Source organism: Micromonospora sp. NPDC005163, assembly GCF_053599835.1.
This window is the reverse complement of sequence record NZ_JBSFYP010000084.1, coordinates 1-24,804: the sequence shown is the minus strand read 5'-3', so window position 1 is coordinate 24,804 and position 24,804 is coordinate 1. Positions and strand designations below refer to the sequence as shown.

Annotated in this window: 20 protein-coding genes and 5 pseudogenes; 10 read left to right on the top strand and 15 right to left on the bottom strand. The window is 69.2% G+C overall.

Annotated features, from left to right (window positions below; genetic code table 11):
* Positions 1 to 152: 152 nt before the first annotated feature.
* From ACWD6N_RS33500 to ACWD6N_RS33490, 3 genes and pseudogenes are all read right to left on the bottom strand, one after another.
* Positions 153 to 1,412, bottom strand: a pseudogene (locus tag ACWD6N_RS33500) (IS256 family transposase).
* Positions 1,413 to 1,513: 101 nt separating this feature from the next.
* Positions 1,514 to 1,939, bottom strand: coding sequence for a DUF6069 family protein (locus ACWD6N_RS33495; RefSeq protein WP_450006055.1), 426 nt, complete (start codon positions 1,937 to 1,939; stop codon positions 1,514 to 1,516).
* A 38-nt stretch (positions 1,940 to 1,977) separates the two neighbouring features.
* The gene (locus tag ACWD6N_RS33490) at positions 1,978 to 3,330 is read right to left on the bottom strand and encodes an FAD-binding oxidoreductase (RefSeq protein WP_450006053.1); all 1,353 of its coding nucleotides are present in this window, start codon (positions 3,328 to 3,330) and stop codon (positions 1,978 to 1,980) included.
* 47 nt (positions 3,331 to 3,377) lie between these two features.
* On the opposite strand from ACWD6N_RS33490, the gene pdxR reads away from it, so the two are divergent.
* From pdxR to ACWD6N_RS33460, 6 genes and pseudogenes are all read left to right on the top strand, one after another.
* Positions 3,378 to 4,796 carry a MocR-like pyridoxine biosynthesis transcription factor PdxR gene (gene pdxR / locus ACWD6N_RS33485; RefSeq protein ID WP_450006051.1) on the top strand — a complete coding sequence of 473 codons (1,419 nt, stop codon included), beginning with the start codon at positions 3,378 to 3,380 and terminating at the stop codon, positions 4,794 to 4,796.
* Between the two features lie 127 nt (positions 4,797 to 4,923).
* On the top strand, positions 4,924 to 5,457 hold the full coding sequence (locus tag ACWD6N_RS33480) for an MOSC domain-containing protein (protein WP_450006049.1): 534 nt from the start codon (positions 4,924 to 4,926) through the stop codon (positions 5,455 to 5,457).
* A complete protein-coding gene (locus ACWD6N_RS33475) occupies positions 5,454 to 8,480 on the top strand; it encodes a S8 family serine peptidase (RefSeq protein ID WP_450006048.1) in 3,027 nt (1,008 codons plus the stop codon). The genes ACWD6N_RS33480 and ACWD6N_RS33475 overlap by 4 nt, the downstream gene beginning before the upstream one ends.
* 88 nt (positions 8,481 to 8,568) lie before the next feature.
* The gene (locus tag ACWD6N_RS33470) at positions 8,569 to 11,001 is read left to right on the top strand and encodes an ATP-binding protein (protein WP_387329155.1); all 2,433 of its coding nucleotides are present in this window, start codon (positions 8,569 to 8,571) and stop codon (positions 10,999 to 11,001) included.
* Between the two features lie 24 nt (positions 11,002 to 11,025).
* Positions 11,026 to 11,518 (top strand): annotated as a pseudogene (locus ACWD6N_RS33465) (FAD-linked oxidase C-terminal domain-containing protein); the annotation flags it as partial.
* A pseudogene (locus ACWD6N_RS33460) lies at positions 11,476 to 11,571 on the top strand (alpha/beta hydrolase); the annotation flags it as partial. The pseudogenes ACWD6N_RS33465 and ACWD6N_RS33460, both read left to right, overlap by 43 nt.
* Positions 11,572 to 12,053: 482 nt before the next feature.
* Here ACWD6N_RS33460 and ACWD6N_RS33455 read toward each other — a convergent pair.
* Both ACWD6N_RS33455 and ACWD6N_RS33450 read right to left on the bottom strand, forming a co-directional pair.
* On the bottom strand, positions 12,054 to 12,380 hold the full coding sequence (locus ACWD6N_RS33455) for a hypothetical protein (RefSeq protein WP_354968677.1): 327 nt from the start codon (positions 12,378 to 12,380) through the stop codon (positions 12,054 to 12,056).
* Positions 12,381 to 12,412: 32 nt separating this feature from the next.
* Positions 12,413 to 12,874: a DUF4396 domain-containing protein gene (locus tag ACWD6N_RS33450; RefSeq protein WP_450006059.1), complete on the bottom strand. Its 462-nt coding sequence runs from the start codon at positions 12,872 to 12,874 to the stop codon at positions 12,413 to 12,415.
* 397 nt (positions 12,875 to 13,271) lie between these two features.
* Between ACWD6N_RS33450 and ACWD6N_RS33445 the strand changes: the two are divergent.
* Positions 13,272 to 13,367 (top strand): annotated as a pseudogene (locus tag ACWD6N_RS33445) (FGGY-family carbohydrate kinase); the annotation flags it as partial.
* 67 nt (positions 13,368 to 13,434) lie between these two features.
* Here ACWD6N_RS33445 and ACWD6N_RS33440 read toward each other — a convergent pair.
* The 8 genes and pseudogenes from ACWD6N_RS33440 to ACWD6N_RS33405 all read right to left on the bottom strand — a co-directional run.
* Complete coding sequence (locus ACWD6N_RS33440; RefSeq protein WP_450006045.1) at positions 13,435 to 13,575, bottom strand: hypothetical protein; 141 nt, start codon at positions 13,573 to 13,575, stop codon at positions 13,435 to 13,437.
* A gap of 563 nt (positions 13,576 to 14,138) precedes the next feature.
* On the bottom strand, positions 14,139 to 15,086 hold the full coding sequence (locus ACWD6N_RS33435) for a DNA-3-methyladenine glycosylase family protein (RefSeq protein ID WP_450006043.1): 948 nt from the start codon (positions 15,084 to 15,086) through the stop codon (positions 14,139 to 14,141).
* Between the two features lie 29 nt (positions 15,087 to 15,115).
* Complete coding sequence (locus ACWD6N_RS33430) at positions 15,116 to 16,084, bottom strand: GNAT family N-acetyltransferase (RefSeq protein ID WP_450006041.1); 969 nt, start codon at positions 16,082 to 16,084, stop codon at positions 15,116 to 15,118.
* A gap of 25 nt (positions 16,085 to 16,109) precedes the next feature.
* Positions 16,110 to 16,241, bottom strand: a complete 132-nt coding sequence (locus ACWD6N_RS33425) for a hypothetical protein (RefSeq protein ID WP_354968673.1) — start codon at positions 16,239 to 16,241, stop codon at positions 16,110 to 16,112.
* 41 nt (positions 16,242 to 16,282) lie between these two features.
* Positions 16,283 to 17,503 carry an MFS transporter gene (locus ACWD6N_RS33420; RefSeq protein ID WP_387329142.1) on the bottom strand — a complete coding sequence of 407 codons (1,221 nt, stop codon included), beginning with the start codon at positions 17,501 to 17,503 and terminating at the stop codon, positions 16,283 to 16,285.
* 112 nt (positions 17,504 to 17,615) lie between these two features.
* Positions 17,616 to 17,996: a nuclear transport factor 2 family protein gene (locus tag ACWD6N_RS33415; protein WP_354968671.1), complete on the bottom strand. Its 381-nt coding sequence runs from the start codon at positions 17,994 to 17,996 to the stop codon at positions 17,616 to 17,618.
* Positions 17,997 to 18,519: 523 nt separating this feature from the next.
* Entirely contained in the window at positions 18,520 to 18,744 is a 225-nt protein-coding gene (locus tag ACWD6N_RS33410; protein WP_450006061.1) for a hypothetical protein, read from the bottom strand.
* Between the two features lie 31 nt (positions 18,745 to 18,775).
* Positions 18,776 to 19,024: pseudogene (locus ACWD6N_RS33405) on the bottom strand (transposase family protein); the annotation flags it as partial.
* A gap of 56 nt (positions 19,025 to 19,080) precedes the next feature.
* Between ACWD6N_RS33405 and ACWD6N_RS33400 the strand changes: the two are divergent.
* Positions 19,081 to 19,791 carry a hypothetical protein gene (locus tag ACWD6N_RS33400; RefSeq protein ID WP_450006039.1) on the top strand — a complete coding sequence of 237 codons (711 nt, stop codon included), beginning with the start codon at positions 19,081 to 19,083 and terminating at the stop codon, positions 19,789 to 19,791.
* Positions 19,792 to 20,167: 376 nt separating this feature from the next.
* Here the strand turns inward: ACWD6N_RS33400 and ACWD6N_RS33395 are convergent, their stop codons facing one another.
* Together ACWD6N_RS33395 and ACWD6N_RS33390 are read right to left on the bottom strand one after the other, a co-directional pair.
* On the bottom strand, positions 20,168 to 20,686 hold the full coding sequence (locus tag ACWD6N_RS33395) for a VanZ family protein (protein WP_450006057.1): 519 nt from the start codon (positions 20,684 to 20,686) through the stop codon (positions 20,168 to 20,170).
* 523 nt (positions 20,687 to 21,209) lie between these two features.
* A complete protein-coding gene (locus tag ACWD6N_RS33390; RefSeq protein ID WP_387331100.1) occupies positions 21,210 to 22,697 on the bottom strand; it encodes a DUF1349 domain-containing protein in 1,488 nt (495 codons plus the stop codon).
* 86 nt (positions 22,698 to 22,783) lie between these two features.
* Between ACWD6N_RS33390 and ACWD6N_RS33385 the strand changes: the two genes are divergently transcribed.
* Together ACWD6N_RS33385 and ACWD6N_RS33380 are read left to right on the top strand one after the other, a co-directional pair.
* Positions 22,784 to 23,929 carry a sensor histidine kinase gene (locus ACWD6N_RS33385; protein ID WP_354968846.1) on the top strand — a complete coding sequence of 382 codons (1,146 nt, stop codon included), beginning with the start codon at positions 22,784 to 22,786 and terminating at the stop codon, positions 23,927 to 23,929.
* 50 nt (positions 23,930 to 23,979) lie between these two features.
* A complete protein-coding gene (locus tag ACWD6N_RS33380; protein ID WP_074307989.1) occupies positions 23,980 to 24,636 on the top strand; it encodes a response regulator transcription factor in 657 nt (218 codons plus the stop codon).
* Positions 24,637 to 24,804: the final 168 nt, after the last annotated feature.

Below are 24,804 nucleotides of genomic sequence, written 5' to 3'. Positions count from 1 at the left end.
GATTCGGCCATGAAGCCAGGCTATGGGCCGGGTGTCGGCCGGGCGGACAAACCGACAGGCACCGCGGTGTCGTGGACCACCAGCCGCCGGCTGAGCCTCGGCAAGGGAGTGTGTCGATTTCCGTGTTTGGGCCTGCGGTGTGATCGAGGTTGTTAGATGGCGATCCGGTCGCCGTAGGCGAGGACCAGGGCGTTGAGGGCCTTGGCCCAACCGTAGACCCGGCCCGTGATGCTCCCGCCGCCCTTACGTTTCTGCTGGACGACGAGGTAGAGGACCTTCATCGCGGCCTGCTCGGTCGGGAAGTGTCCGCGCCGTCGGGCGGCTTGCCGGAACCGGGCGTTCAGGCTCTCGATGATGTGGTGGTGTAGAGGACCTTGCGGACCTCGTGGTCGTAGTCTAGGAACGGCACGAACTGCGCCCAGGAGGTCCGCCAAAGCCGGATCACGGCGGATACTGGGCGCCGAAGTTGGCGGCGAACGTCTCGAAACGGGCCTCCGCAGCCGTGACGGTGGGGGCGGTGTAGATCTCCCGTAGGGCGGGGTGATCTTCTGCCAGTCCTTGCGGTTGGTGTAGCGCAGGCTGGCCCGCACGAGGTGCACGACGCACTGTTGGTGCACCGCCTGCGGCCAGGCCTGCTCGATCGCGTCGGTCATGCCCTTGAGGCCGTCGGAGCAGACCATGAACACGTCCTCGACACCGCGGTTGCGTAGCTCGGTGAGGTAGCCGGCCCACTGCTTGGCGCCCTCACCGCCGGTGCCGGCCCACATGCCCAGCACGTCACGTTCCCCGTCGAGGCTGATACCGACCACGACGTAGACGGGCCGGTTCGCGACCTGCCCTTGGCGGATCTTCATCACGAGGGCGTCGATGAACACCACCGGGTAGATCCTGTCGAGAGGCCGTTGCCGCCAAGCTTCCATCTCGTCCAGGACGCTGTCGGTGACCCGGCTGACCAACTCCCGGGACACGTCGGCGTCATACACATCCGCCAGATGGGCGGAGATCTCCCCGGTGGTCAACCCTTTGGCATACAGCGACAGGATCGCCTCGTTGAACCCATCCAACCGGCGGGCATGCTTCGGCACGATCCGCGGAGCGAATGATCCGGCCCGGTCCCGCGGCACCTGGATCCGCACCGGACCCACCTCGGTCTGCACCGTCTTCGCCCCGTGACCATTACGCACGTTGGCCCACCGGCCAGTCGTCTCATCGACACCCGCCTCGTCAAGATGGGCATCCAGTTCGGCGTCGAGCGCTGACTCGAGGACGGTCCGGGTGATCCCGGCGAGGAGCCCGCCTGGCCCCACCAGGGACACCCCGTCGGCCTTGGCCCGCTCGACCAACTGCTGCGCGAACTCCACCTCCGCCGCCGTCGGCTGCGGAAGTGGAGCAGCGTTCTTCTTGTCTGCCATGACGTGGTCCTTCCCGGACAGGATCAACGTCCTGTCCAACGGACCACACCCAGGTCAAACACGGAAATCTACGCAGTCCCGGGTGCCGTGACGAACGAACGTCAGATAGCCAGCCGGCGGGCGATGACAGGGATCACGATTGCGGCGGCGACCAGGTGTGCGAGCACGAGCGTGCACTCGATGGCGAGATTGGCGTTGACCAGGAACGGTGGTACGAGCGACAGCGCGGTGAGTGCCACCGCGGTGCGGACCCAGGTGCGTGCCGGCTGGGACGCCCAACGGCGGATCGTCAGGGCGATGAGGATGCCCACAACGCCGAAGATGAACGTGAGCTGCGTGAAGCCGACCAGCGGAATCGACGCGCCGCTTTCGGGTAGCTCGAAATCGACACCGACGGCCATGGCGGTGGCCGCGACGGCCGTCACGGCGACGGCGGCGGCAGCCGCTGCGGCCAGGCCCGGCAGGAACAGGCGGCTGCGCTGCTGGCTGTGGGTGCTGAGCTGAACGTTGGGGCCGGTGGAGGTCATGAGCATCCTTTCCATCTGTCGGCATTCTCGGTGCCGGCTCAGGCGTGGCTGGGCCGGATGTTGTGGTTGAGGTGAAAGATGTTCTGCGGATCCCAGACGGTCTTTAGGGCGGTCAACCTGGCGAGCTTGGCGGCCGGATATGCACGGCGTAGCCCGCGTTGCCCCTCGTCGGCGGCGAGCGAGTTGACGTAGACGCCGTCGGCGTACGGGTCGAGCGCCGCTCCGGCAGCGCGCGCCGCCGCCATCCGGGTGTCGTCCTCGGATGGCTCGATCCAGCGGGAGCCGGCGCTGAACTCGAACGTGGTGCCGCGGTGGCTGAACGCGGCGTCGGCGTCCGCGACGTCGGCGATGGCGCCGCCGTGCGCCTGCAAGCCGACGCCGGGCAGGTAGGTGCCGGCGTGCAGGTCCGACGCGCCGCGCAGCAGTAACGCCTCGATCGCGGCGGTGGGGAACTGCCGCAGGTAGTGCGCGCTGGAGTACCGGCGGTAGGCGTGGCCGCCGGTGGTGTCGTCACGTTGCTGGAGCTCGAGGTACGACGGCGTGGTGACCCGCTCGGCGACCGGGTGCCCGAGCGCGCGCATCGCCGGCAGCAACCGGCGACCCTGCGCCGCGTCGCCGACCCAAACGAAGCCGACGGTGGCGATCGGGCCGATGGCCGTACTGTGAACATCGGCGGTGAAGGTCGCCTGCCGCGGTGCGACGGCGTTCAGGTCCCGCCAGCCTTCGAGCACCGGCACGGCGTCCTCGGCGCGGAAGTCGAACTCGGCGACCAGGGTCTGCGTTCCGGTGTGATGCAAGTCGAAGTCGAAGTCGGTGACGATGCCGAAGTTGCCGCCCCCGCCGCGCAGGCCCCAGTAGAGGTCGGGGTTCTCGGTTCGGCTCGCGGACACAACGTCCCCGCCGGCGGTGACCATCGTGTAGGAGACGACGTTGTCGCAGGCCAACCCGTGTTGGCGGGCGAGCCAGCCCATGCCGCCGCCAAGGGTCAGGCCGCCGACCCCGGTGTGCGAGACGTTACCTGCGGTCGTGGCGAGGCCGTATGACTGCGACGCCCGGTCGAGTGCGCCGAGCAGCGCGCCACCCTGGACCCGGGCGCGCCGCCGGATCGGGTCGACCCGAACGTTGTTCAACGGGGTCAGGTCGATCATCAGGCCGTCCGCGGGGACGGCGAGGCCGGCCACGTTGTGCCCGCCGCAGCGCACCCCGATCTCCAGGTCGAGTTCGCGAGCCAGGCGCACCGCGGTCACCACGTCGGTGACGCTCGCGGCCCGCGCGATCATCCGCGGACGGCGGTCAATCATGGCGTTCCAGATGGTGCGGGCCGCGTCGTAACCCGGGTCGCCCGGGGTGAGGAGGCGGCCGTCGAAGCGTGCGCTGGTCACTGTGGTCATACGTCTGAGCCTGACGGAAATCGGTACACCCGGTAAGGTCCGATTGCATGGGTCGAATCAGGACCAATTCCAGCACGGCGCAGGACCTGCTCATTGATGTCGACCGGTCCGCGGCCGAACCGCTGCACCGGCAGATCGCCGCCTCGATCCGGGGCAGCATCCGGGCCGGCCGGTTGCGTCTCGGGACGTCCCTGCCACCCACCCGCACCATCGCAGCCGATCTGGGAGTGTCGCGTGGCGTCGTGGTCGAGGCCTACCAGCAACTCGTCGCCGAGGGCTACCTCACCAGTCGGGCTGGCGGTTACACCCAGGTTGCGGTCGAGCCGGTTCCGCCGCCAGCGGATCGCCGCGCCGGGGATCGGTCGGCGGCCCGGATCGACTTCGGGTACGGCCGCACCGACGTGTCGTCGTTCCCCCGGGCCGCCTGGCTGCGTTCGGTGCGTACGGTCCTCACCACCACGCCGAACGAGCGCTTCGCCTACCTCGACGGGCGTGGCGTGCCCGAACTGCACACGGCCCTGACCGACTACCTCAACCGGGTCCGCGGCACGTTGGCCCGCCCGGAGAACGTCGTGATCTGCAGTGGCTACGGCCAGGGCGTCGCGTTGCTGATCCAGGTGCTCGCGGCGCGCGGCGCCCGCCGGCTGGCCGTCGAGGACCCATCCGCGGACGACGACGCCCGCCGCGTCGCGGCCGCTGCCGGCCTGGAGGTGATCGGCGTCCCGGTCGGGCCGGACGGCATTCTCGTCGAGGAGCTCGAACAGACCGACGCGGACGCCGTCGTGCTGACGCCCTCGCACCAGTGGCCCACCGGCGGGGTCCTGTCGGCCACCGCTCGAGCCCGGGTGATCGGCTGGGCGCAGCGTCGCCGCGCCGTGGTGATCGAGGACGACTACGACGCGGAGTACCGCTACGACCGCCCGCCCGTCGGAGCCATGCAGGGGCTGGCGCCCGACACCGTCGTGTACTGCGGCACAGCGAGCAAGACCCTGGCGCCAGGGCTGCGCCTCGGCTGGCTGCTGGCGCCGTCACACCTGGTTGACGAAATCGCGGCGGCCAAGGTTCTGGCCGACCGGGGCTCTCCCGTCATCGACCAACTGACCTTCGCCGACTTCCTTACTCGCGGCGAATTCGACCGGCACCTGCGGCGAATGCGCCCGGTCTACCGCCGCCGCCGCGACGCACTCCTGGCTGCGCTGCGCACACGGCTGCCCGACCTGGAGCCGGACGGTGTCGCGGCGGGCCAACACGTCGTAACCTGGCTCCCGCACGATCTCGACGAGGCTGCGGTCGTGGCTGCCGCCGCCCGGCACGGACTGGTCGTGCAAGGCGTCTCCCGGTACCGATTGAGCCCTGCCGGACCCGGCGGGCTTATCTTCGGCTACGCCACCCTCACCGAACGCGCCATCACGAACGGAGTGGAAGCCCTTGCCGACGCGGTCGCAGAGGTCCGTGCGCACATCTGACCCGAGTCGTTCGCTACGGAGCATGACGGTGGTTGTGGTGTGGGATGTCCGCCCGTGCCGCGAACCGAGGGCTACGCATTGGCACCGCCGAACTCGTTGATGGTGGTCGCAGTGTCACGCCCCGGTCTTGCACCATGATGAGGGTCCGGTCAGCCTCATCACGACGGCTGCGCTGCGCCGGCTGACGGAGCTCAGCGGCGGCGAACCTGGCGGCATGGGCGTCGACCCGCTGCGGTTCCGGGCCAACCTCCTGATCGACATTCCCGGCAGCGGCTTCCCGGAAGAGGGCTGGCCGGGGCGGCGGCTGCAGGTTGGCCCGGACGTCGTCCTGCGGCCGGTCCGGCCGCTCACTCGGTGCGTGATGATCGACATGGCACAGGATCGGGCGGTCGAGCGGAACGATCTGCTCAAGACCCGCCACCGAGCTTCTCGGCCCGGACCGGCGGGCGGCTGGGCTCTGGAAAATGACGCGAAAAGTACCCGCGATGTTACGAGACTGTTTCCAAGATTGCCGGCAGGTAAAAGTTTCTCCTGGAAGATCGCCGCCGCTCCTACGTTTCGGCCACCGCCACCCCGCCGTGGCGGCCGGCACCGAATGTGGAGGACGACGTGCCACGACCGAAAACACCCCCGCCCGGACGGATCAGGCGCGCCCCGGTGAGCGTGCTGGCCACCGTCGCGCTGATCGCGGCAGGGCTGGCGACCGCGCCAGCCGGTGCCGCAGTGGCGGCAACGCCGACCAGCAGCGGACCGACCGCCCGCTACCTCGTGCAACTCGCCGAGCAACCGTTAGCCACCTACACCGGCGGCGTAGCCGGACTGGCCGCCACCAAGCCGACCGGCGCCGGCCGGCTCGACCGCAGTTCCCACGCCGCCACGGCGTACCGGGAGCACCTGCGTCGGCAGCGCGACACGGTACTGGCCGGCATGAAGATTCCCACCAGCCAGGCCCGGGCCGCCTTCGACACCGCCTTCAACGGCTTTGCCGTCGAGCTGAACCACTCACAGGTGGCCCGGCTGCGCGCCACCCGGGGCGTGACCGCGGTGTATGAGGACCAGAAGGTGCACGCCACGACCTCGCACACCCCCGACTACCTCGGTCTGACCGGGCAGGGCGGCGTGTGGCAGCAGCAGTTCGGCGACGTCGCCCACGCCGGTGAGGGCGTCATCGTCGGGGTCATCGACAGCGGCTTCTGGCCGGAGAGCGCCAGCTTCGCCGCGCTGCCCACCCCGCGCCCGGACCAGGCAACCATCGACGCGAAGTGGAAGGGCACCTGCGACGTCGGTACCGAGGCGCCGGTCACCTGCAACAACAAGGTGATCGGGGCCCGCTGGTACAACTACAGCGGGTTGGCCGATGTGTTCTCCGACGAGTACCACTCGCCCCGCGACCGCAACGGTCACGGCACCCACACCGCGAGCACCGCCGCCGGCAACCACGGCGTACCGGCTTCGGTCGGCGACCAGTCCCTGGGGACGATCTCCGGCATGGCGCCGGCCGCGCGGCTGTCAATCTACAAGGCCCTATACGACACCGGCGCCGGCTCGGCGGCGGGTAGCAGCATTGACATCGTGCACGCCATCGACGACGCGGTCGCCGACGGCGTCGACGTCATCAACTACTCCGTCGGTGACGACAACGAGAACTTCACCGCGATCGAGCAGGCCTTCTTCAACGCCGCCGCCGCTGGGGTGTTCGTCTCGGCCGCGGCTGGCAACGCCGGCCCCGAGGCCGGCACCGTCGACAACTCGACCCCCTGGGTGACCACGGTTGCCGCGAGCACCACGGACCAGCAGTACAGCCGGACGCTCACCCTCGGCAACGGCACGACCGTAACCGGTGTGGGCGTGGGCGGCACCGCCGCCGGGCCGGCACCACTGGTTTCGGGGAAGGCCAGCGCGCTGCACCCCGACACCCCGCAGAACGCCGAACTCTGCACCGACGGCGAACTCGACCCGGCCAAGGTCACGGGCGCGATCGTGTTCTGCCGGCGGGGGGTCATCGACCGGGTTGCGAAGAGCGCCGCCGTGGCGAAGGCCGGTGGTATCGGCATGGTGCTCTACAACGACGCGGCCAACTCACTCGACCCTGACCTGCACTCGGTGCCCACCGTGCACATCTCCAACACCGACGCCCCGGCCGTCGCCAGCTACCTCGCGGAGGGCAACCCGACGGCGACGATCTCGGCGGGCCAGTTGACCGCGGTCGAGGCGCCCCAGATCGCCGGGTTCTCCTCGGCGGGGCCGTCGTACTTCAACGGCGGCGACCTGCTCAAGCCGGACATCAGCGCGCCCGGCGTGGGCATCGCCGCGGCGTTCTCCCCGGCGCTCGGCGGGCAGGACTTCGCTCTCGAATCGGGTACGTCGATGGCGGCCCCACACATCGCCGGCATCGCCGCGCTGCTGCGGGCCCGGCACCCTGACTGGTCACCGGCGGCGATCCGCTCGGCGCTCATGACGACCACCGTGGACACCACCGACAAGGGCAATCCGATCAAGCTCGGTGACGCGGACGCCACGCCGTTCAACTACGGCGCCGGTGAGGTCCGCCCGGGCGGCGCGTTCGACCCGGGCCTGGTCTACGACTCCAACCAGCAGGACTGGCAGCGATACCTGTGCGGGCTGGCTGCGAAGGGCTCCCAGGTACCCGACGACGACTGCGCCACGACCGGTGCGATCGAGACGAGTCAGCTCAACTACCCGTCGATCGCTATGGGCAACATGGTCGGAACCCAGACCGTCACCCGCACCGTCACCAACGTCAGCACCAAGAAGGGCACCTACACCTCATCGGTGCGGGCGCCCGCCGGCTACCGGGTCAAGGTCACCCCGGCCAGACTGAACGTGCTCCCGGGCCGGACCGCGACCTTCAAGGTGCAGATCACCAACGAGGCCGGGGCGGTCGACGCCTGGGTTGACGGCTCCCTGACGTGGCGGGACAAGTCCCAGCACCAGGTCACGATCCCACTGGTCCTGAAGAACACCGGGCTGGTCGCGCCCGACCGGATCGCCGGCACCGGCACCTCCGGCAGCTTCTTGATGACCGCGCAGGTCGGCTACCGGGGCACCCTGGCCGCGCAGCCGATCGGGCTGACCGCCGGCACCAGCACCACGACCACCCTGCGCGGCGACGCGCCGATCTGGGACTGGAACTCGCCGGACAACCTGCCGGTCCCCATGCCGGCGTCGCTATACCGGGGCACGGTGCACGTACCCGCCGGCACGGTCAACGCGCAGATCGTCGTCACCGGGGAGAAACCGCTCTGCACGGACATCGACTGGAGCGCAGACCCGCTGCCGGCGTGTGGCGACTTCATGTTCTATGTCTACGACAGCACCGGCAAACTCGTCGAGTACAAGTACGGCACCGGAGACGGCGCCAACATCGTGCTGCCCGGCGCCGGCGACTACACCCTGATCATCGAGCAGTTGTACACCCTCAACACACCAACTGGTCAGGGCGTCAACACGTACACCATCACCACCCTGCTGCCCGGCGCGCCCGGCACCTCGGTGGGCCGGTTGACCGTCAATCCCAAGCAGGTCAGCGTGATGGCGGGCGCGACGGTGAAGCTGAGGCTGAGCTGGTCCGGGCTCACCCCCGGTCGCCGGTACATCGGCGTGGTGGTGCTGAGCAACGGTAAGGAGCCGTTGAAGACCCTGCCGATCACGGTGCGGTCGTAGCTCCTAATCCCCGCGGCCGGACGGGCCGGCGGTGTGCCACAGGTCACCGCCGGCCCGCCCGGCCGTCCACCGGATCAGGTCCGGATGATTGGCTGCCCGCGCGAGCGGCGACGGGCGATTTGACGGGCACGACACGCGGGGCGGGTTCGAGTCCCTGGTCCGCCCTGGACGCCTGCGCGGACCCATCGAGTTCGTCGGCCGGGCGGCCGAACTGGCGACGCTGCGCCGCCTCATCGAGACGCCACCCTGTGTGGTCCTGCTGGAGGGCGAGCCGGGCATCGGCAAGAGCCGGCTTGTCGCGGAGCTGCTCACCGGCTACACCCGACGTCGGTTGGTCGGCGAGTGTGACGACGTGCCGGAGCCGTTCCCGCTCGGTGCCCTGCTCGACGCCATCCGGACCGGTGCCGACGAGCTGGGCCCGGTCAACCCGGTAGCCGGCGCGCTCGCCCCGCTGTTGCCCGAACTGGCCGACCGGCTGCCCCCCGCACCGCCTCCGCTGAACGACCAGCCGGCCGAGCGGCACCGGCTGCTCCGTGCGGTCGCCGCGGTGCTCACCGCGCTCACGCCCGCCGTGCTGGTGCTCGAAGACCTTCACTGGTCCGACCCGGCGACCTGCGAGTTCCTCGCCTACCTCGGCGCCCACCCGATCGCCCACCTGGCCGTCGTGCTCACCGCCCGGCCCCCGGCCCCCACCGGCGGCACGCCCATCCACGACGCGCTGGCCCGCACCCCGCCGGGGGCGGTGCGGCGGATTGCGCTACCACCGCTGAGCGCCGGCGACGTACGCGAGCTGGCCGCCCGTACCTTGCGGCTGGCCGACCCGCCACACCGGCTCACCACCACGTTGCTGAACCGCACCGCCGGCATCCCGTTCGTGCTGGAGGAGGTACTGCGTTCCCTCGCCGAACGGGGCGGCGATCCGCTCGCCGACGACACGGTCCCCTTCGTACTCCGGGACGTGCTGCTCTGGCGGCTGCGCTCGCTCGACGAATCCACCCGCGCGGTGCTCGGCGCCGCCGCGGTGCTCGGCCTGGTGCCGGACAATCGAACCCTCGCCGCAGTGCTCCGCCTCCCCGGCGACGCGGTCCGCGCGGCGCTGGATGCAGCGCAGCACGCCGGCCTGCTGCACGAGGCCACCGACGGGCTGCGGTTCCGCCACGACCTGGCCCGCCAGGTGGTGTACGACCTGCTTTCTCCTGGCACCCGGCAGTGGCTGCACCTGCGTACCGCCCGCGTGCTGGAGCAGTCGCTGCCCCGGCCGGTGGCGCAGCTCGCCCACCACTACCGGCTCGCTGGCAGCGGCGCCGACTTCGTCCGCAACGCCGAAGCCGCCGCCGACCTGGCCACCGAACGCGGTGATGACGCCACCGCCGCCCGGTTCCTGCTGCAGACCATGGACCTCGCCGAGCTGCCTCGTCCGGTGCGCGTCCGGCTCGCCGCGAAGCTGGGCCGCTCAGCCATCGACGGCCTCAGCCAGGCACCCGTGATCCCGGTCCTGGAGCGGCTGCTCGCCGACCGGCACCTGCCGCCCGGCGCCCGCGGCGAACTGGGCCTGGTGCTCGGGCGGATGCTGCGGCAGCAGGGCGAGGAGCTGCGCGGGTACACCGAGATTGAACGGGCCGTGCCGTACCTGCGCGCCCCACGACGCCGGGCGCAGGCGCTCGCGGTGCTGGCCGCGCCCGACACGGTGGTCGGCCGGCACGTGCGCGACCATCTGGCCCGGTGCGCGGCGGCGGCGGAGGAAGCGGCGGCCAGCGGCGACCCGGTCGCCCACCTGGAGGTGCGGATCGCCCGCGCCTCGCTGCTGCTGGAGCTGGGTGACCCGACGGCCTGGCTGGTCATCGACGAGATGCGCGCCTCGTCGGTCCTCGCCGACCGGCCCCGCGAACACGTCCGCGCCTGCCTGAACTGGGCCCAGGGCGCCCTGCACGCCGGGCACCTGGACCGTGCCTCGGCCCTGGCCTCAGCCGCCCGGCGGCTGATGGAGGCGACCGAGTACGAGCGGCTGCTTGGCCTCGTGGAGGTGACCGAACTGGCGCTCGACCGGGCCGCCGGGCGGCTTGACGGGCTGGCGGACCGCCTCGCCCGGCTGGCCGCCACCCCGGAGCGGATCCCGTTCGCCGGGCTCGACGTCCGCGCCGAACTCGCCACGGTCCTGGCCTGCTCGGGATCCCCGGCCGCGGCGGAGCGCCAGTTCCGGGACGTGATCACAGAGGCCCGGCGGGTCGGCGCGATCCTGCCGCTGGTGCAGGCCAGCTCGGGGCTGGCCCGCCTGCTGCTGCCTGACCGGCCCGACGACGCGGCGCGGCACGCGCTCGACGCAGTTTCCCTCGTCCGGGACAAGGGCATCTGGGCCTGGGCGGCGGAGGCGGTCCTCGTGCTGGCCGAGGCCGCCGTGACCACGGGCGAGCCGGGACGGGCCGCGCCGATTGTCACCGAACTCGCCGCCGGCATCGAGGGCCGTGACGCGCCGGTCGCCCTGGCCAACCTGCGGCGCTGCCGCGAACTCGTGCCTGCCTGACCGCTACGGCGCGGTTGGTCGGACCGCGCCGTCGAGCTGTGCCGCGACCACGGGGGAGCCCTGCCGGAGCCGCCCAGGGCGGACGACTCGTCTGGCCCACGACAACGGACCACCACCGCCGCCGAGGCCTGGCGGTCGGCGTTCCTACGGATGCCGTACCAACGCGACGCGCTCGCCGCCCGGTCGATGATCGTGGAGACGTACGAAACCGCGTGCACCTGGGACCGCTTCCCCGCCCTGGGGGCGGCCGTGCTAGCCGCAGCCGGCGACGCGCTCCGAACGGTCGGCGCGACCGGCGTGGTCACCTGCCGCTTCCAACGCGCTGCTCGCCGCAGGCGGCACCATCACCCACCATCACGCCGTCGGCCGCGACCGCCGGCCGTGGTACGACAAGCAGCGTCCCGACCCCGTCGCGCTCGCGCTGCCCGGAGTCGACGAACTGGCTCATCGTCCGGGCGAAGCCGAACGAGTCTCGCCAGCCGCGGAACGCGGCTGCTGGCGGCGCTGGATTTCCTGACGCCGAGCAGCTCGGTGCGCACCCGGGTCGACGCCAGCCGGCTCGCGGCGTCGCTACCGGCTTGGCGATGGCCCGGATGCCGGCCCGGTTGCTCCACGAACCGCAGCGGCTACCGGGCGCCGTTGTCGGCAGAGCGCCAGTCGCCGCGAGGTGGGCGGGTTGCCAGGGAGATCCGAGCTGCAAGACCTCCGAGGTGCAGGCGGAGCCACCTCTCGGACGGCACGGCCTTCCCGCCGGGACTACAGGGCAGCGGTGGTCCGCCGGGCAGCGAGGGTGGGGGAGAGCTTCACCTGAGTTGTGGGCCGAGTGCTGTCGGTGATGCGGTCTAGCAGTACCGGATTGGTCTCGTGGTGTTCGATGTGGGCGATGTGGCGGTGCCTGAGCTCGGCGAGGTGGGCGACGATCAGGCCGGCGCCGACGAAGTCGTCGTCTGCGACGGTGACGTAGACCGCCGTGTCCGTGCCGGCCGACGACGACGCTGGGTATGGTGCGCCGCCGTGCCCGTCCGGGAGACGAAGGCCAGGTTCTGGCGTGGCTACTTGCGGACCCGGCCGCCGTCGAGGCGCACGTGGCCGCGCTGGTCGACACCGCCACCGACGTGCTCCGGTTCCTCGTCGCCCGTTCGGGCGGCGAGTCGCTGATCGACCGGCCCCGCATCGCCCCGGTGTCCCGCCCGCTGCGCCGGGTGCTCCTGGCCGCCCTCAACCGGATCGGCGCGGTACATCTGGTGGAGGACATGCGCCGGCACCGCCGGGCGTGGATCGTCGCTGGCGAGCGGCTGCACCCGGGCGAGTACGCCCACCGGTGGCCCGCCGTCGCGCTGGCGTTCGCCGTTCTGCGCGACACCGAGCTCAACGTGCACCCCTCCGCCCCAGGACGTCGGCGCATCACCACCTACTGCGGCGTGCCCAGCATTTCCGTTTTGACGCCGCGGCGGATCAGCAACAAGGTTGGCGGCCAAGCGGCGAAGAACCCGATGATCAACCCGACCTGGATAATGAGCCAAAACACCGGACTACTAGGCCGCAGGGTCTCGTGGAAAACAAGGAAATGCATTAGCGCCAGCCAGCCTAATAGGGCGAACTCGAAGACGGACACGGTCAGCAGGTCGGTCCTGAAAAATTTCCGCATTGCGGCCCACGTTCTTCGACCACCTGTGTGAGCCGCAGTAGAGTAGCGAAATGCAACGCCTACGGCCACTGCGCCTACATAGTCGCCGACGACTTCGGGCCACAGTGTGCTGCCGAATATCTCGAGGCCAACGCCGTAGGTGATAGGCGTAGCAATGATGACACCCAGAGTACAGTGCGTCGCACAATGATAAGTTACGATTATCGTAGGAGCGTGTCGCGACATCCTGGGCGGTTTGCCGTGCCGGTTCAGCCACCGGGGAGACTGGGGTCTACCCCACTTTCTGTAGGCCAGGACGGCTGCTGGGCCAAGGTAGAGGGCGGTTGCCGGCCAGACTATCTCCATGACCTTGACCGGCTGACGATATCCAAAAACAAGTTGGTCAACAACGACAACGGCGGTGCTGGCCAACCCCACAAAGAGCACAGCCCACGAAAGCATCATGAGCCACGTCGGTTGCACAATCATCTCCGTTCGCTCTAGGGCACTCGACAAGAACCGACTCAAAGCGCATCCAGTACCGGCCGACCTGCTCGACAGCTTCCTCGCCCACACCGGCCTGACCCTCGAACCCAACTCAACCTAACCATTCAAGATCTGTAGTCACGACCCGAAACCCAGGCTGGAATGCCTCAAGGTCGACGGCGGCGTCACCGCCAACGACCTGTGCATGCAACTGCAGGCGGAAATCCTCGGCGTGCCGGTCAGCCGCCCGGTGGACGGTCCAGCTCACCCTCGACTGGGTCGAGGTCGACTGACCGCACCCGGCTTCCGCAGGGTCACTGTCAGCGCCCGGTGGATTGACCCGCGCCGAGCAGCCGCTTGATCTCTGCGGCGGCCGGATGGGCCGGTGCGACGGCCAGGAAACGCCGCAGCGTCTGCTCCGCCTCGGCCGACCGGCTGTTCCGCTGCGCCAGCCCCAGCACCAGCAGGCTGTCGGGGGAATCTGGCTCGCGGGCCAGGACCTCTCGGGCGATTCGTTGCGCGCCGCCGCCGTCGCCGGCCCGCAGCAGCGCGAAGGCGAGCCGCAGCCGGATCCCGTCGTCGGCCGGTCCCGCAACGCCTCCTGGTACATCTGCGCCGCGGCGTCGTACCGGTTCTGCGTCTCGAGGTCGTGGGCGAGCTGGAGGGCGACCGCGACCGGGTCGGCCGCGGCCGGGCGGGCGGGTCGAGCCGGTCTGCGACGACCGCGACGGACGCCACCACGCCCACCGACGCCACCCGCCACACCCGCCGCGCGCCCCGGCCGTCCGGTTGCCAGGGCGCGGCGGGACGGGCCCGGGCCCGTCGGAACTACCTTCCTGACCGCCCCGGGCGAAGTCACAGCGAGCCCGATGGAAGAGACGCATGAGATGCGGCCCGCCGGGCAAGATCATACAACAGGGATCTGCTGCACGAACGGATCTGTTGAACGAAGGGTTGATGGCTTTACCGTTTCCGGTTCGACCGCAGCGCGTGCCGATGCGTGGGCGGTTCGGCCGCGGAGTCGTCAGTGGACGCGGTGGTCCTGGATCGTGATACGCGGGCCGAATCGGGGTTTGCGGAATCCGCTGGCGGAGATGAGCCGCACGATTCGCTGCCGGTGCCCACGCCACGGCTCGAGCAGCTCGAGCATGCCGTCATCGTCGACGGGGCTGCCGGTGAGCGCCCAGCCGACCTCCTTTGCGAGGTTGTAGTCGCCGACGCTCACCGAATCCGGATCGCCGTGGGACCGCTGGGTGGTTTCGGCCGCTGTCCACACGCCGACGCCGGGGATGCTGCGCAGACCGGCGCCGACGCGCTCGTCGCCGGCGTCGAGACTTGCCAGACGATCCACGGAGGCGGCGACTCTGCTCGCGGCGATGGCTGTGCGGGACTGTGACGGCTGTACACCGGCCCGGTGCCAGGCCCAGGATGGGATGAGGCTCCACTCCTGCGCGCTCGGCGTGACTCGCAGACCGTGCGGCGCCGGTCCCGGCGCGGCAGAGCCGTAGCGGACGACGAGGTAGCGCCAGGAATGGTGCGCCTGCCGACCGGTCGTCTTCTGCCCCAAGATGGCAGCGACGAGCGCGGAGAACACGAGTCCAGTTCGAGTGAGGTGCAGGCCGGAACACCGGCGGCGTACCTCAGCGAGCCGCGCGTGACCGGAGAGGTCGAGCCCGCTCCAGTCGTCGCGCGCGCCAAGCAAATCCGGTACGGACGTTCGCGCCCACTCGGCGCCGTCTCCCCACGCCCGGATCCGGAACGCACCCCGATCCGCACCCGCCCCCATCTGGACGTGCAGCGTCGCGGGGCCGTCGGGGGTGCGCACCGCGCGCCAGAACCCATCCGGCGTTGAGAGGAACGTGGGGTCGCCGTCACCGGAGAAGAACGGCCGCACCGTCGCCCGCAGGTCCACCTCGTGGCGAGGCCGGTACACGTCCTCGTGGACGAACTCGGGGTCCGCGTCGAGGGGCATGATGTGAGCGTTAAGTCAGCGAGGGTAGCTCAGCCGAGGTCGCGCTCGAACGCGGTGAGCTGCTCGTCGTCCTGGCCTCCCACGGGTTCGTGCTTGGGGTACGCGCCGGAGCCGGGATGGATCTTATCGATGAGGTCGGTGTACTCCGGGTGGCGGGCAATGAACTCACCCACGACCGGGCAGATGATAGTGATTTTCTTCCCGCTCTCGCGGATCTCGTCCAGGACGCGAGAGACGAGTTCCGTGGCTACCCGATGGTTGCGGTAGGCGGGATCGACCCAGGTCGTCAGCAGAACGACACGGCCGCCCACGAACCGGTACGGGAGCTCGGCGATCGCTTCGGCACCGAGGGTGGCGATCCATCGCCCGTGCTCCGCGTCGTTGATGACATCGAGCTCCCAGCTGGACTCCACCTCGCTAAGACCTGACTTGTCCAAAGCGGCGATGATCGCCGCGTTGTTCTCTTCACGGGCGACCGCCTCGGCCTCGAGATTGATCGTCATCGTCACACTTTCTGTCGGGGAACTAATAGGTGGGTTTAGGACCGGTGTGAACCCTTTGGTCACTCCCGGGTGCGCAGGGTCGATGAGGTCGGCGTACTCGGGGTTGTGCTCGATGAAGGTGCGCACGATCGGGCACAGGATGGTGACGGTCTTGCCTTGCGCGCGTACGTCGTCCAGGACGCGTCGGATCAGTTCGGTGGCGATGCCCTGTTTGCGGAACTCGGGGTACACCACGGCGGCCAGCAGCACGAGTCGGTCGTCGCCGGCGACGTTGTAGGTCAGCCCGGCGATCTCGCGGTCGCCGACGATGGCGTCGTAAATGCCGGCTTGCTCGTCGTTGACGACGGCGAAGTCGAATGCGGGGGCATGGGGATCATCGAGCACCTCGTCGATGAGGACGGCCTGGTCCTGACCGAGGGTGCCTTCCTCGTCGGGGTGTCCGGCCTCGTCGGGGTACTCGAAGGCGTAGCGGGTCGGCTCAGCTGGGCCGGTCATGGGGGTGCCCCTTCGTTAATGGTCATCAGATCGGTCCCGGGTCGCGGCGATAGTCGTACTCGTCCAGCCGCATGTCGTCGACAAAGGCGTAAGCGCAGCTATCGACGTACTTCTCGCGATCGATGGGCGTCGACGAAACGGTCAGCGCCCCGCTCACGGCCGAGTGAGGTCCGGATGACGGCGAGGTTCGTCACATGATTACTCACCGTGCTGGCTGTTCTCGGCCGTGTCGGTCTGCGCGTTGCGTGCGGCGATGGCGGTGAACAGGGTAGCGATGAGGGCAAGTGCACCGTAGCCGAGCGCAATCTGCGGCAGCGAGAAAGTGTGGGAAAGTCGGCCGGCGATGAGGGCCGGGATCGTAGCGCCGCTATAGCAGAGTAGGTAGATCACGCTGAGGATCGGTGCCCGCTCGGCCAGTGTGCTTCCGTGCAGCAGACCGCGAGTGGCGGCGCTGATGGCGATCCCTTGAGCGGCGCCGGCGACGATCGTTGCGGCGATGAACAACGCCAGTGTGCCGGTGGCGATCGCTGTGATGATGCCGATCATTCCGGCTAGGAAGGCGATCATGCCGAGACGTTGAGCTGCCGTTGTTGTGAACCGGCCGCCGAGGGGAGCGCCGAGAACGCTGGGACCCATGTAGGCGGCGAACACCAATCCGACGATGAGCGGGCTGCTGGTGTGGAGCTGGTCCTCGACCAGCGCAGGCACGAACGCTTGGTAGAAAGCCCCGGCCGCCCAGGTGGCCAGGAACACCGCCGCCGCGACGGGGAGCAGATGCCTGACCCGGGCCGGCACGTAGACCCGAGGTCGCAGCGATCGCCAAGCACCCGGCATCCGAGTCACGGTCTCCGGGCTGACGGCAATGAGACCGACAGACAGGAGGAGAAGGCCGATGACAACCAGGAAGATGAGGTCGCGTGGCCACGGCCCGAACTGAACCAGGGCGCCGGAGGCGATGGCGCCGACGGCGAGGCCAAGCATGACTGTCTGGCTGGAGGCGACAGAGGCCAACCACGCAGGCCTGGCGGGTGCGGCGTCGACGATGTACGCAGTGAGGCTGCTACTGGCCAGCCCGGCACCAAGGCCCATCAGGAGCCGGCCGGTGATCAGGATGCCGATGTCGTGCACGTTCAACAGCAGCACACAGCCCAAGAGGAGCAGGACGAGGCTGGCGATCGAGGTGGGCCGTCGGCCCAGATGATTGGACAGTCGCCCCAGCACCAGCAGCGTGGTCAGAGTGGTGGCGGAGTACGCGACGACGGTCATCGAGATGCCGGCGTTGGTGAACCCGTCCTCGGCCCGATAGATGTTGAACAGCGGGATCGTCGAGCCCACAGCGGCAAACGAGGCCACCAGGGAGACCACCGCAGATATGAAGGTCAGCCGGAGCGTTCTGCCCCGGCCGGCCACGTTGGTCACTGGTGCCGTGTTGAGCATGGAGCTACGCATTTCTGTTGTCCTGAACTATCCCTTGGTTCCCGTGTGGTCCCTACCCGAGTGTCTCGCGACCAGGAGCCTCGTTCGACCGGCGTCAGGCGCCCGGAGCGATCGCGCAGGCTGAGACGCAGACCCAGGTGCCCTCACGCTTCTGGTACACGTCCGTGTACAGAGCTTCTTGCTCCGCGCCGTCCGCGATCAGGGTGTAGGAGGCGCGGCCGTGGATCAGAGCAACGTCGCCGAGGATGCGGATCTTGGCCTCACGCAGCGCGAGATCCTTGAAAGGGCGCGGCTTAGCGATGTACTCGAGGTACTCGTCGCGGTTGCGGGTGACACCCGGTGTCTGCACGATGAAATCCTCAGCAAGAAACTCACTGAAGCGCTTGGCATCGCTGGCCTGGTCCGCATTGTTGTAGTCAAGGTTGAGCTGCTCGAGGATCGCCAGATCTTCGGTGGACTGCGTGGTGTCATTCATTTTCTTGCTCCTTCTGTGTGTGGTTCGACGTTCGCTGTAGGTGGGCACAACGAACGGCGTCATGGTCCGACTGTTTAGTGTCGGTTTGGGCGCCGCCTTACCTCAATGTCACGATCTCGTCCCGTTGTGCGGTTCATCGGCGACGAACGTGAAACCGCGGGTGGTCATGTCCGTGCGCCGACGCTCAGTGGCCGAAAGGACAGCTCGGGCGGACACGATCCCGATCGGTTTCCATCAGCCGCGCCTTCCTGTAGATCCTGGTAGTGACGGTCCAGATACGCGGATCCAGCAGCAGCCGAGCCGCAGTCTGAGTGGAGGCTGTGGCCGGGCGTATCACCCCGTGACCGAGTACCTACGCAGGCTAGCCTGCGCGGACTAGATGGTCCAACCTGTCGCTCGTGGCCAGAACCGCCCAGACCTCGTGAACCATCACCTCGGGGTGTTTTGAGCTGTGCTTAGAGACGGTTAGGACCAAGGCGCCCCCAGCTGAACTCGCTCCACGCCAAACCCAGAGACGGACTCATCAGTCCGTTAAGGCTAGGGTACGCCGTCGTTCACGCATCTGGGCGGCGACGGTGTAGCGGAGTCGTCCGTGCTCGTCGAGGCGGCCCAGGAGGAGCGTCTCCGGATTGGCGAGGCTGGGGGTGACGCCGCCGATGATGGCCTCGGTGGTGTGGTAGGCGCGGTACTTCTGCCTTATCTGCACCGTCAGGCCAAGGGAAGTGACGGGTGCCTGCGCACGAGCCACCTTGGCGCCTCGTCACGTCGGGTAGCGCGCGGATCGCGGCAGAAGAGGATGTCGCATGCCCGAAGAGCGGGGCGAGCTGGCGCAGTGTCAGGTTGGTGCGCCAGTACGCCGCGACCGGCAGCACCCGATCTCCCAACGGCAGGCCCCACGGCCGGCCCCGGCGGACCGCGTCCGTTCCTTCACGCCGCAGCATGGTCGCCAACTTGCCGAAACTGCGCGGGCTCAGCCCGGTGAACGGGGCTATCCAGGACGACTGCGACGCCGTGATCACACCAGCCATTCCAAGACCATCTCGCCCGCGACCAGCAGCCATACGACAGCCCTTAGGGTGAGCGGGTGGTCGAACATGATGTGAGGAAGGTGCGGGTGGTGTTGCCTGCCCACGTGGTCGAGGTCGGGACCGAGCCGCTGGACCGGCCGATGCGGAACTCAGTGGGCGGCTGGCCATTCCTCGACGACGCCCAGGAATGGCCCGAGTGTTTCTGCGGCGAGCGGATGGCTCTGTTCTTTCAACTCGACATACCCCCGGACGTGGAGATTTTCGGCGGAGACCACCTGCTGGTCTTCCACTGCCGTGCGCACAACGACGCATCCGAACCCGAGTCGGCCAATGGTCGACTTGTACCCCGGTACTGGGACGCTCCGCAGCCGCCCTACCCGCGCCCGTTCTGGCGTGTGCTGCTCCAGCGCCACGCGGCGCTGCCAGCGGCGGAGGCCGAACCGTCCTTGTGCGCCCTGCCGCTGACGCTGCGACCCTTCATGGATACCCCCAACTCGCGAGGGCTCGGAGCCCAGAGTTTCAAGGTGGGTGGTACTCCGTCCTGGGCGCAGGATCCCGAGTACTACAGGTGCGCGTGCGGCGCCGATCTGGTGTACGTCTGCCAGGTGCCAGAGGGCATGGAGTTCGCCGTCCACCCCGGCCAGCCAGAGCAGCCCTACAGCATCCGCGCCGACACCTACTGGCTGTTTCTTGGCAACGAGGTCTACCTGCTGGCGTGCCCGGCCCACTGCGATCCGGCGGCGGTCTGGCCGGTGAACCAGAACTGACCCCTCCGCATCACCGACCTGCACACCTCCATCACCGCCGATCCCGCTACAACGAGCAGGTCAGCCAACACTCCATAGATCACTTACGGGACAACCTGTAGATCGGCAGCACCAAGTCAGGATCAAACGCCCGGCGACCGACTGCACGATCGCTGCTCTGCGACGCACTCACGGCGGCGTTCTGCCGACACCCAGACATCCGCTCATCGGCATGTCCGAGCGTCGACCGCGCCGGTTCACCGTAACGCTGGGTAGCGCGCGGATCGCGGCAGAAGAGTGCGGCTGACTAGGGCTCGTCCTCCACGATCAGTACCTGCATGCCGGATGTCTATGATCAGGAAAAGTATCGCTGACATTCGCCTACTGGACACGCCGCTCAGTCTGCCCTTGCCGGCGCGGGGCGCGGCCGGTCCGACGGTAACTCCGCCGCGGTGCGCCACCAGTGGCGCGACACGAGCCCGGCCAGCACGGCGCCGGCGGCGTTGACCAGCACGTCGTCGACGGAGGACACCCGGTCCAGCCGCAGCACGTACTGTGCGGTTTCGACCAGGGCCGAGCAGCCTGCCCCGAGCGCCAGGATCCGCGGCACGGACGCCAGCACCGCGAACCTCATCGGGGCGAAAAACCCCAGCGCCGCGAAGATCAGCAGGTTGCCGCCGATCCCGACGGGCCCCATCGTGAACAGGTCCCGCAGCGGGATCAGACTCACCCGGCCTGGGACGGTGCCGGCCCCCGGTCCCGGCATCATGGTGATCCATACGAGCGGTACCGTCCCGTAGACCAGGCCCATCTCGGCCAGCGACATCCGCCACGCCGATGTGCCACCGGTGGCACGCCGAAAGCGCGCCAGAGCCCACACCACCAGAGCAGCCAACGGCAGCCCCACCAGCATCATGAGCAGCACACCGTTCTCCGTGTCGTAGCAGCCGTGCCACCGCCCGGCCATGCACCTCGGAGCGGACATCAGAAGCGGTCGCCGCACGGCGAACGCGACGCTCGCCACGCCGATGACCGCCAGGCTCAGGAGCACGATCCTGCGCGTGCGGCGGGTCGATGCTGACAGGGATGCACTGTGGTTCATGTCCCCATCTAATCGGGAGGGCTGCTGCGGTGGCGTAAGCACTCTCGATACACCCGCAATACACACCCGCGACCAACCCGCCCGGAGTAGCGGCACACTCAATTCGGCACGTCCGGACGGCAACCGGGCCAGCTCGGCGTGACGCTGCGTAGCGCGCGGATCGCGGCATGACAGTGTGCCTGATCTTGGCAAGTCATACCGGCCACTCATGTAGTCGCGCAGGGACCAGCCGCTGGCGGCGGGCTGCTTCCCGCTCACGGAGCACCTCGCCGACGCCGACGGCCTCGTCCTCCTCGTAGTCTGAGACGATGCGGGGGCCGTGCCCCCGCGCCGTCCACTATCGCCAGTCGGTGTGCGCAGCCTGCTTGCGACCAACGGCCATCCGCATCACGATCACGGTGTACGCGCAGAGCACGGCGAGCCCGGCCCACCCGGGGAGCGGGAAGTACCCGGCCGACGGCGCATAATGCGCGGTCACCTGCGGATACTCCACCATCGTCTGCTTGACGGCGAAGCCTGCGGCCGGGGTGAGCCGCAGCACCCACTCGGAGAGCGTGTCGGGCAGTAGCGGGAACGCCGCGACGCCGTAGGGCAGGGCGGCCAGCGACAGTCCGATGAGGATCGCTGCCCAGCCACGGCGCAGCCACACGCCGAGCCCGTACGCGAGGACGGCGCAGAGGGCGAGCACCGCCGCGACGCCGACGATCACCCGAGCGCCGGTCAGCACCGGCACAGGCTGCACCGGGATGCCGTTGCCCTTCAGGATCGCCATGCTCGCCGGGAGGACGACGCCGACGGCGACCAGACCGGTGACGAAGGTGGCCGCCCCGACGACGGCCGCCCGGGCGGCGATCACCCGCCGGGAGGCCGTCTCGCGAGCCGTGCGGGCGCCGTAGCGGGCCGCGGCGATGAGCACGATGATCAGCGCGACCGTCAGGCCGAGCAAGGTGTTCTCGACGCTCCGCGCGCCCTCGTCGCTGAACGGCCCTATGTCGCCGGTGCCGCTGACCGTGATGACATCGTCCTTTTCCACGGCTCCGGAAGCGTTATGGTACTTCTCCCAGTCGGTGTGGTTCATCTGGCCGATCGAGTCGCTGGCCCACGCGCCGGTGGCACCGCCCTCGACGGCGACGTTGTCGAAGACGCCGACGGCCTGGGTGAACCGGACCTCCTCGATAGCGCCGCCGAGGCCGATTTCCCGGAGCGTGAGGTCGCCAGGGGACGTGGCGAAGAGGCCGACCTGCACGTTGTCCGGCAGCCCGTCGAGCTTCGCCGTTCCCACGGTGTGCCACTGCTCGCCGTCGGCCGACTCGGAACCGGTGATGGTGTCGCCCGAGCGGGTCAGGCGCAGCCAGCGCGGGGACTGCTCCGAGACGCCGCCTGCGCCTCCGGCGACGTCGTGCTTGTAGTCGTACTGGAAGCGCACGCCGTGGCTGCCGGTCATCATGAGCGCCGCGTAGTGCGAGCCCTGCCGCACGCCGTCCTTGACGATGATCCCGGCCTTCGCCCACGGCACCAGCCCGGACACGATCTGGTCGTGGTTCGGCGGGGGATAGGTGATCGTCCCGGTCATCAAGGTCATCCGTACCGTGATGCTCCCCTCGCGGCCCAGGTCGCGATGCAGGAACCAGAACCTGTCGCTGACGATGGAGCCGTCGCCGGCGACGGGAGCGGCCGGGCAGGGCCCGTCGCAGGACGCACGGGTGCCGGAGGTGAACAGCAGGCCCAGCGCGATGACGGTGAGGGCCGCGGCGGCCAGGGCGATCAGGCGGCCCGGGCGGCGGAACGCGGTCCATTCCCGCCGGAGGAGTTCAGTGGTCGACATGCCGTCCGTTTTACGGATCGGCGCGTAACACGGCCCGAACCGGCTCTGTCATGCTGTTGTTAGGTCTTCCAAGGCATGCTGGAGGCATGATCAGGCTGCGCAGCGGGACCGTGGGGGTACGGTTCACGATCTTGTACGCCGTTGTGTTCCTCCTGTCGGGTGTCGGGCTGCTCGGCCTGACCTTTCTGCTCTCTGACGGCAGCCTGAGCAGCGTCGCCCCCGCCGGGAATCCCCCCGCCCACGGCAGCTTCGCCGTGGCGCAGCAGCGCATCCGGGAGCTGGAGGACCAGCTGGCCGAGGTGCACGCGCAGCAGGCCAGTCAGCTGCTCGCCGGTTCGCTGGTGGCGCTGATCGTGATGGCCGTCGTGTCACTGCTGCTCGGCCGGGCGCTGGCTAGGCGCGTCCTGCGGCCGCTGCGGATCATCACCAGCGCCACGCGGCGCATCTCCGCCGACAGCCTGGACCGGCGGCTTGCCGTCACCGGCCCGGCCGACGAGGTGAAAGACCTCGCCGACACCATCGACGAACTGCTCGAACGGCTCGAAGTGTCGTTCGCCGCACAGCGCCGCTTCGTCGCCAACGCCTCCCATGAGCTGCGTACGCCGCTGACGACCATGCGGGCGTCGCTGGACGTCGCGGTCGCCAAGCCCGACCCGGCCGCCTCGACGGTGGCGCTCGCGGACCGCCTGCGTACGCAACTGGACCGGGTCGATCACCTGCTCGACGGGTTCCTCGTGCTGGCCCGGGCACAGCACGGCGCGCTGGCCGACGCCGCCCCGGTCGACCTCGGCGACCTCATCGGCGCGGCACTGTGCGACAGGTACGCCGACGTGGAGACGAAGCGGCTGAGCGTAACGGTGGACGTGCCGCCGGGAACGGCGACCCAGGGCAGCCCGGCGCTGCTGGCACGGTTAGTGGAGAACGTCGTCGACAACGCCGTAACACACAACGAGAACGGCGGATGGATCGGAATCACCGGGTCCGCGAGCGAGGAGGAGACGGTGCTCGTCGTCGAAACCGGCGGGCGCGTCCTCGACCAGCGGGAGGTCGACCGGCTGACGCAGCCCTTCGAGCGGCTCGGCGACGAGCGTACCGGCTCCTCGGGACTAGGCCTGTCCATTGTGGCCGGCGTAGCCGCCGCCCACAGCGGCCGGCTCATCCTGCTCGCCCGGCCGGAGGGCGGCCTGCGCGTAACGATCACGTTTCCGGTCGCGAAGGTACCGGCGGCATGACGTGCAGAGCGCCGCATGCCGCGGTCCTCCTGGTTGGAATTTAGGTCGGCATGAGGATCCTCGTCGTCGAAGACGATCACGCACTCGCCGAGGTCGTCGCGGAAGGGCTGCGCGACCAGGGAATGGCCGTCGACCTCGCCCACGACGGGCTGACCGCCGCCGCCAAGCTCGACCTCACCGCGCACGACGTGGTGGTCCTGGACCGGGACCTGCCCGGCCTCCACGGCGACACGCTGTGCCAGATGATCACTGAGCGGGCAGACCGACCGATGGTGCTGATGCTGACCGCGGCGAGCGCGCCCGGCGACCGGGTCAGCGGGCTGACCCTGGGCGCGGACGACTATCTCGCCAAACCCTTCCACTTCCCGGAGCTGATCCTGCGCATCCACGCGCTGGCCCGCCGCAAGCCAGACGCCCGGCCCCGGACGCTGCACGCAGCCGGGATCGAGCTAGACCCGATACGCCGGACCGCCGTTCGCGACGGACGGCAACTCAACCTCTCGGTGAAGGAGTTCGCCGTGCTGGAGGCGCTGCTGCGGGCAAGCCCGGGCTTCCTGAGCACCGAGACCCTGCTCGAACAGGTCTGGGACGAGAACGCCGACCCGTTCACCAACACCGTTACAGTGACGGTCGGCCGGCTGCGGCGCAAACTCGGCGGTCCACCAGTCATCGCGACGACGCCAGGAATCGGCTACCGGATCGCCTAATCCACCGCCCCACAACGGCACCCAGGCGAATGATTCGAGCGTGACACCCTAACTGGACGAGCCGACACACTCATCTCGGCAGACATCCCAGGATTCAAAATGTCAAGCGGCTGCTGTGCTGTGGTGAGCCCAGGCCTTGTGTTCGTCGTAGATTGAGCGGGTCTTGAG

Coding starts and splice junctions, on each gene's coding strand:
- ACWD6N_RS33495 (WP_450006055.1), bottom strand. CDS start 1,939: ATGACCTCCACCGGCCCCAACGTTCAGCTCAGCACCCACAGCCAGCAG.
- ACWD6N_RS33490 (WP_450006053.1), bottom strand. CDS start 3,330: ATGACCACAGTGACCAGCGCACGCTTCGACGGCCGCCTCCTCACCCCG.
- pdxR (WP_450006051.1), top strand. CDS start 3,378: ATGGGTCGAATCAGGACCAATTCCAGCACGGCGCAGGACCTGCTCATT.
- ACWD6N_RS33450 (WP_450006059.1), bottom strand. CDS start 12,874: ATGTCGCGACACGCTCCTACGATAATCGTAACTTATCATTGTGCGACG.
- ACWD6N_RS33435 (WP_450006043.1), bottom strand. CDS start 15,086: ATGCCCCTCGACGCGGACCCCGAGTTCGTCCACGAGGACGTGTACCGG.
- ACWD6N_RS33430 (WP_450006041.1), bottom strand. CDS start 16,084: ATGACCGGCCCAGCTGAGCCGACCCGCTACGCCTTCGAGTACCCCGAC.
- ACWD6N_RS33415 (WP_354968671.1), bottom strand. CDS start 17,996: ATGAATGACACCACGCAGTCCACCGAAGATCTGGCGATCCTCGAGCAG.
- ACWD6N_RS33395 (WP_450006057.1), bottom strand. CDS start 20,686: ATGATGCTGGTGGGGCTGCCGTTGGCTGCTCTGGTGGTGTGGGCTCTG.
- ACWD6N_RS33390 (WP_387331100.1), bottom strand. CDS start 22,697: ATGTCGACCACTGAACTCCTCCGGCGGGAATGGACCGCGTTCCGCCGC.
- ACWD6N_RS33385 (WP_354968846.1), top strand. CDS start 22,784: ATGATCAGGCTGCGCAGCGGGACCGTGGGGGTACGGTTCACGATCTTG.
- ACWD6N_RS33380 (WP_074307989.1), top strand. CDS start 23,980: ATGAGGATCCTCGTCGTCGAAGACGATCACGCACTCGCCGAGGTCGTC.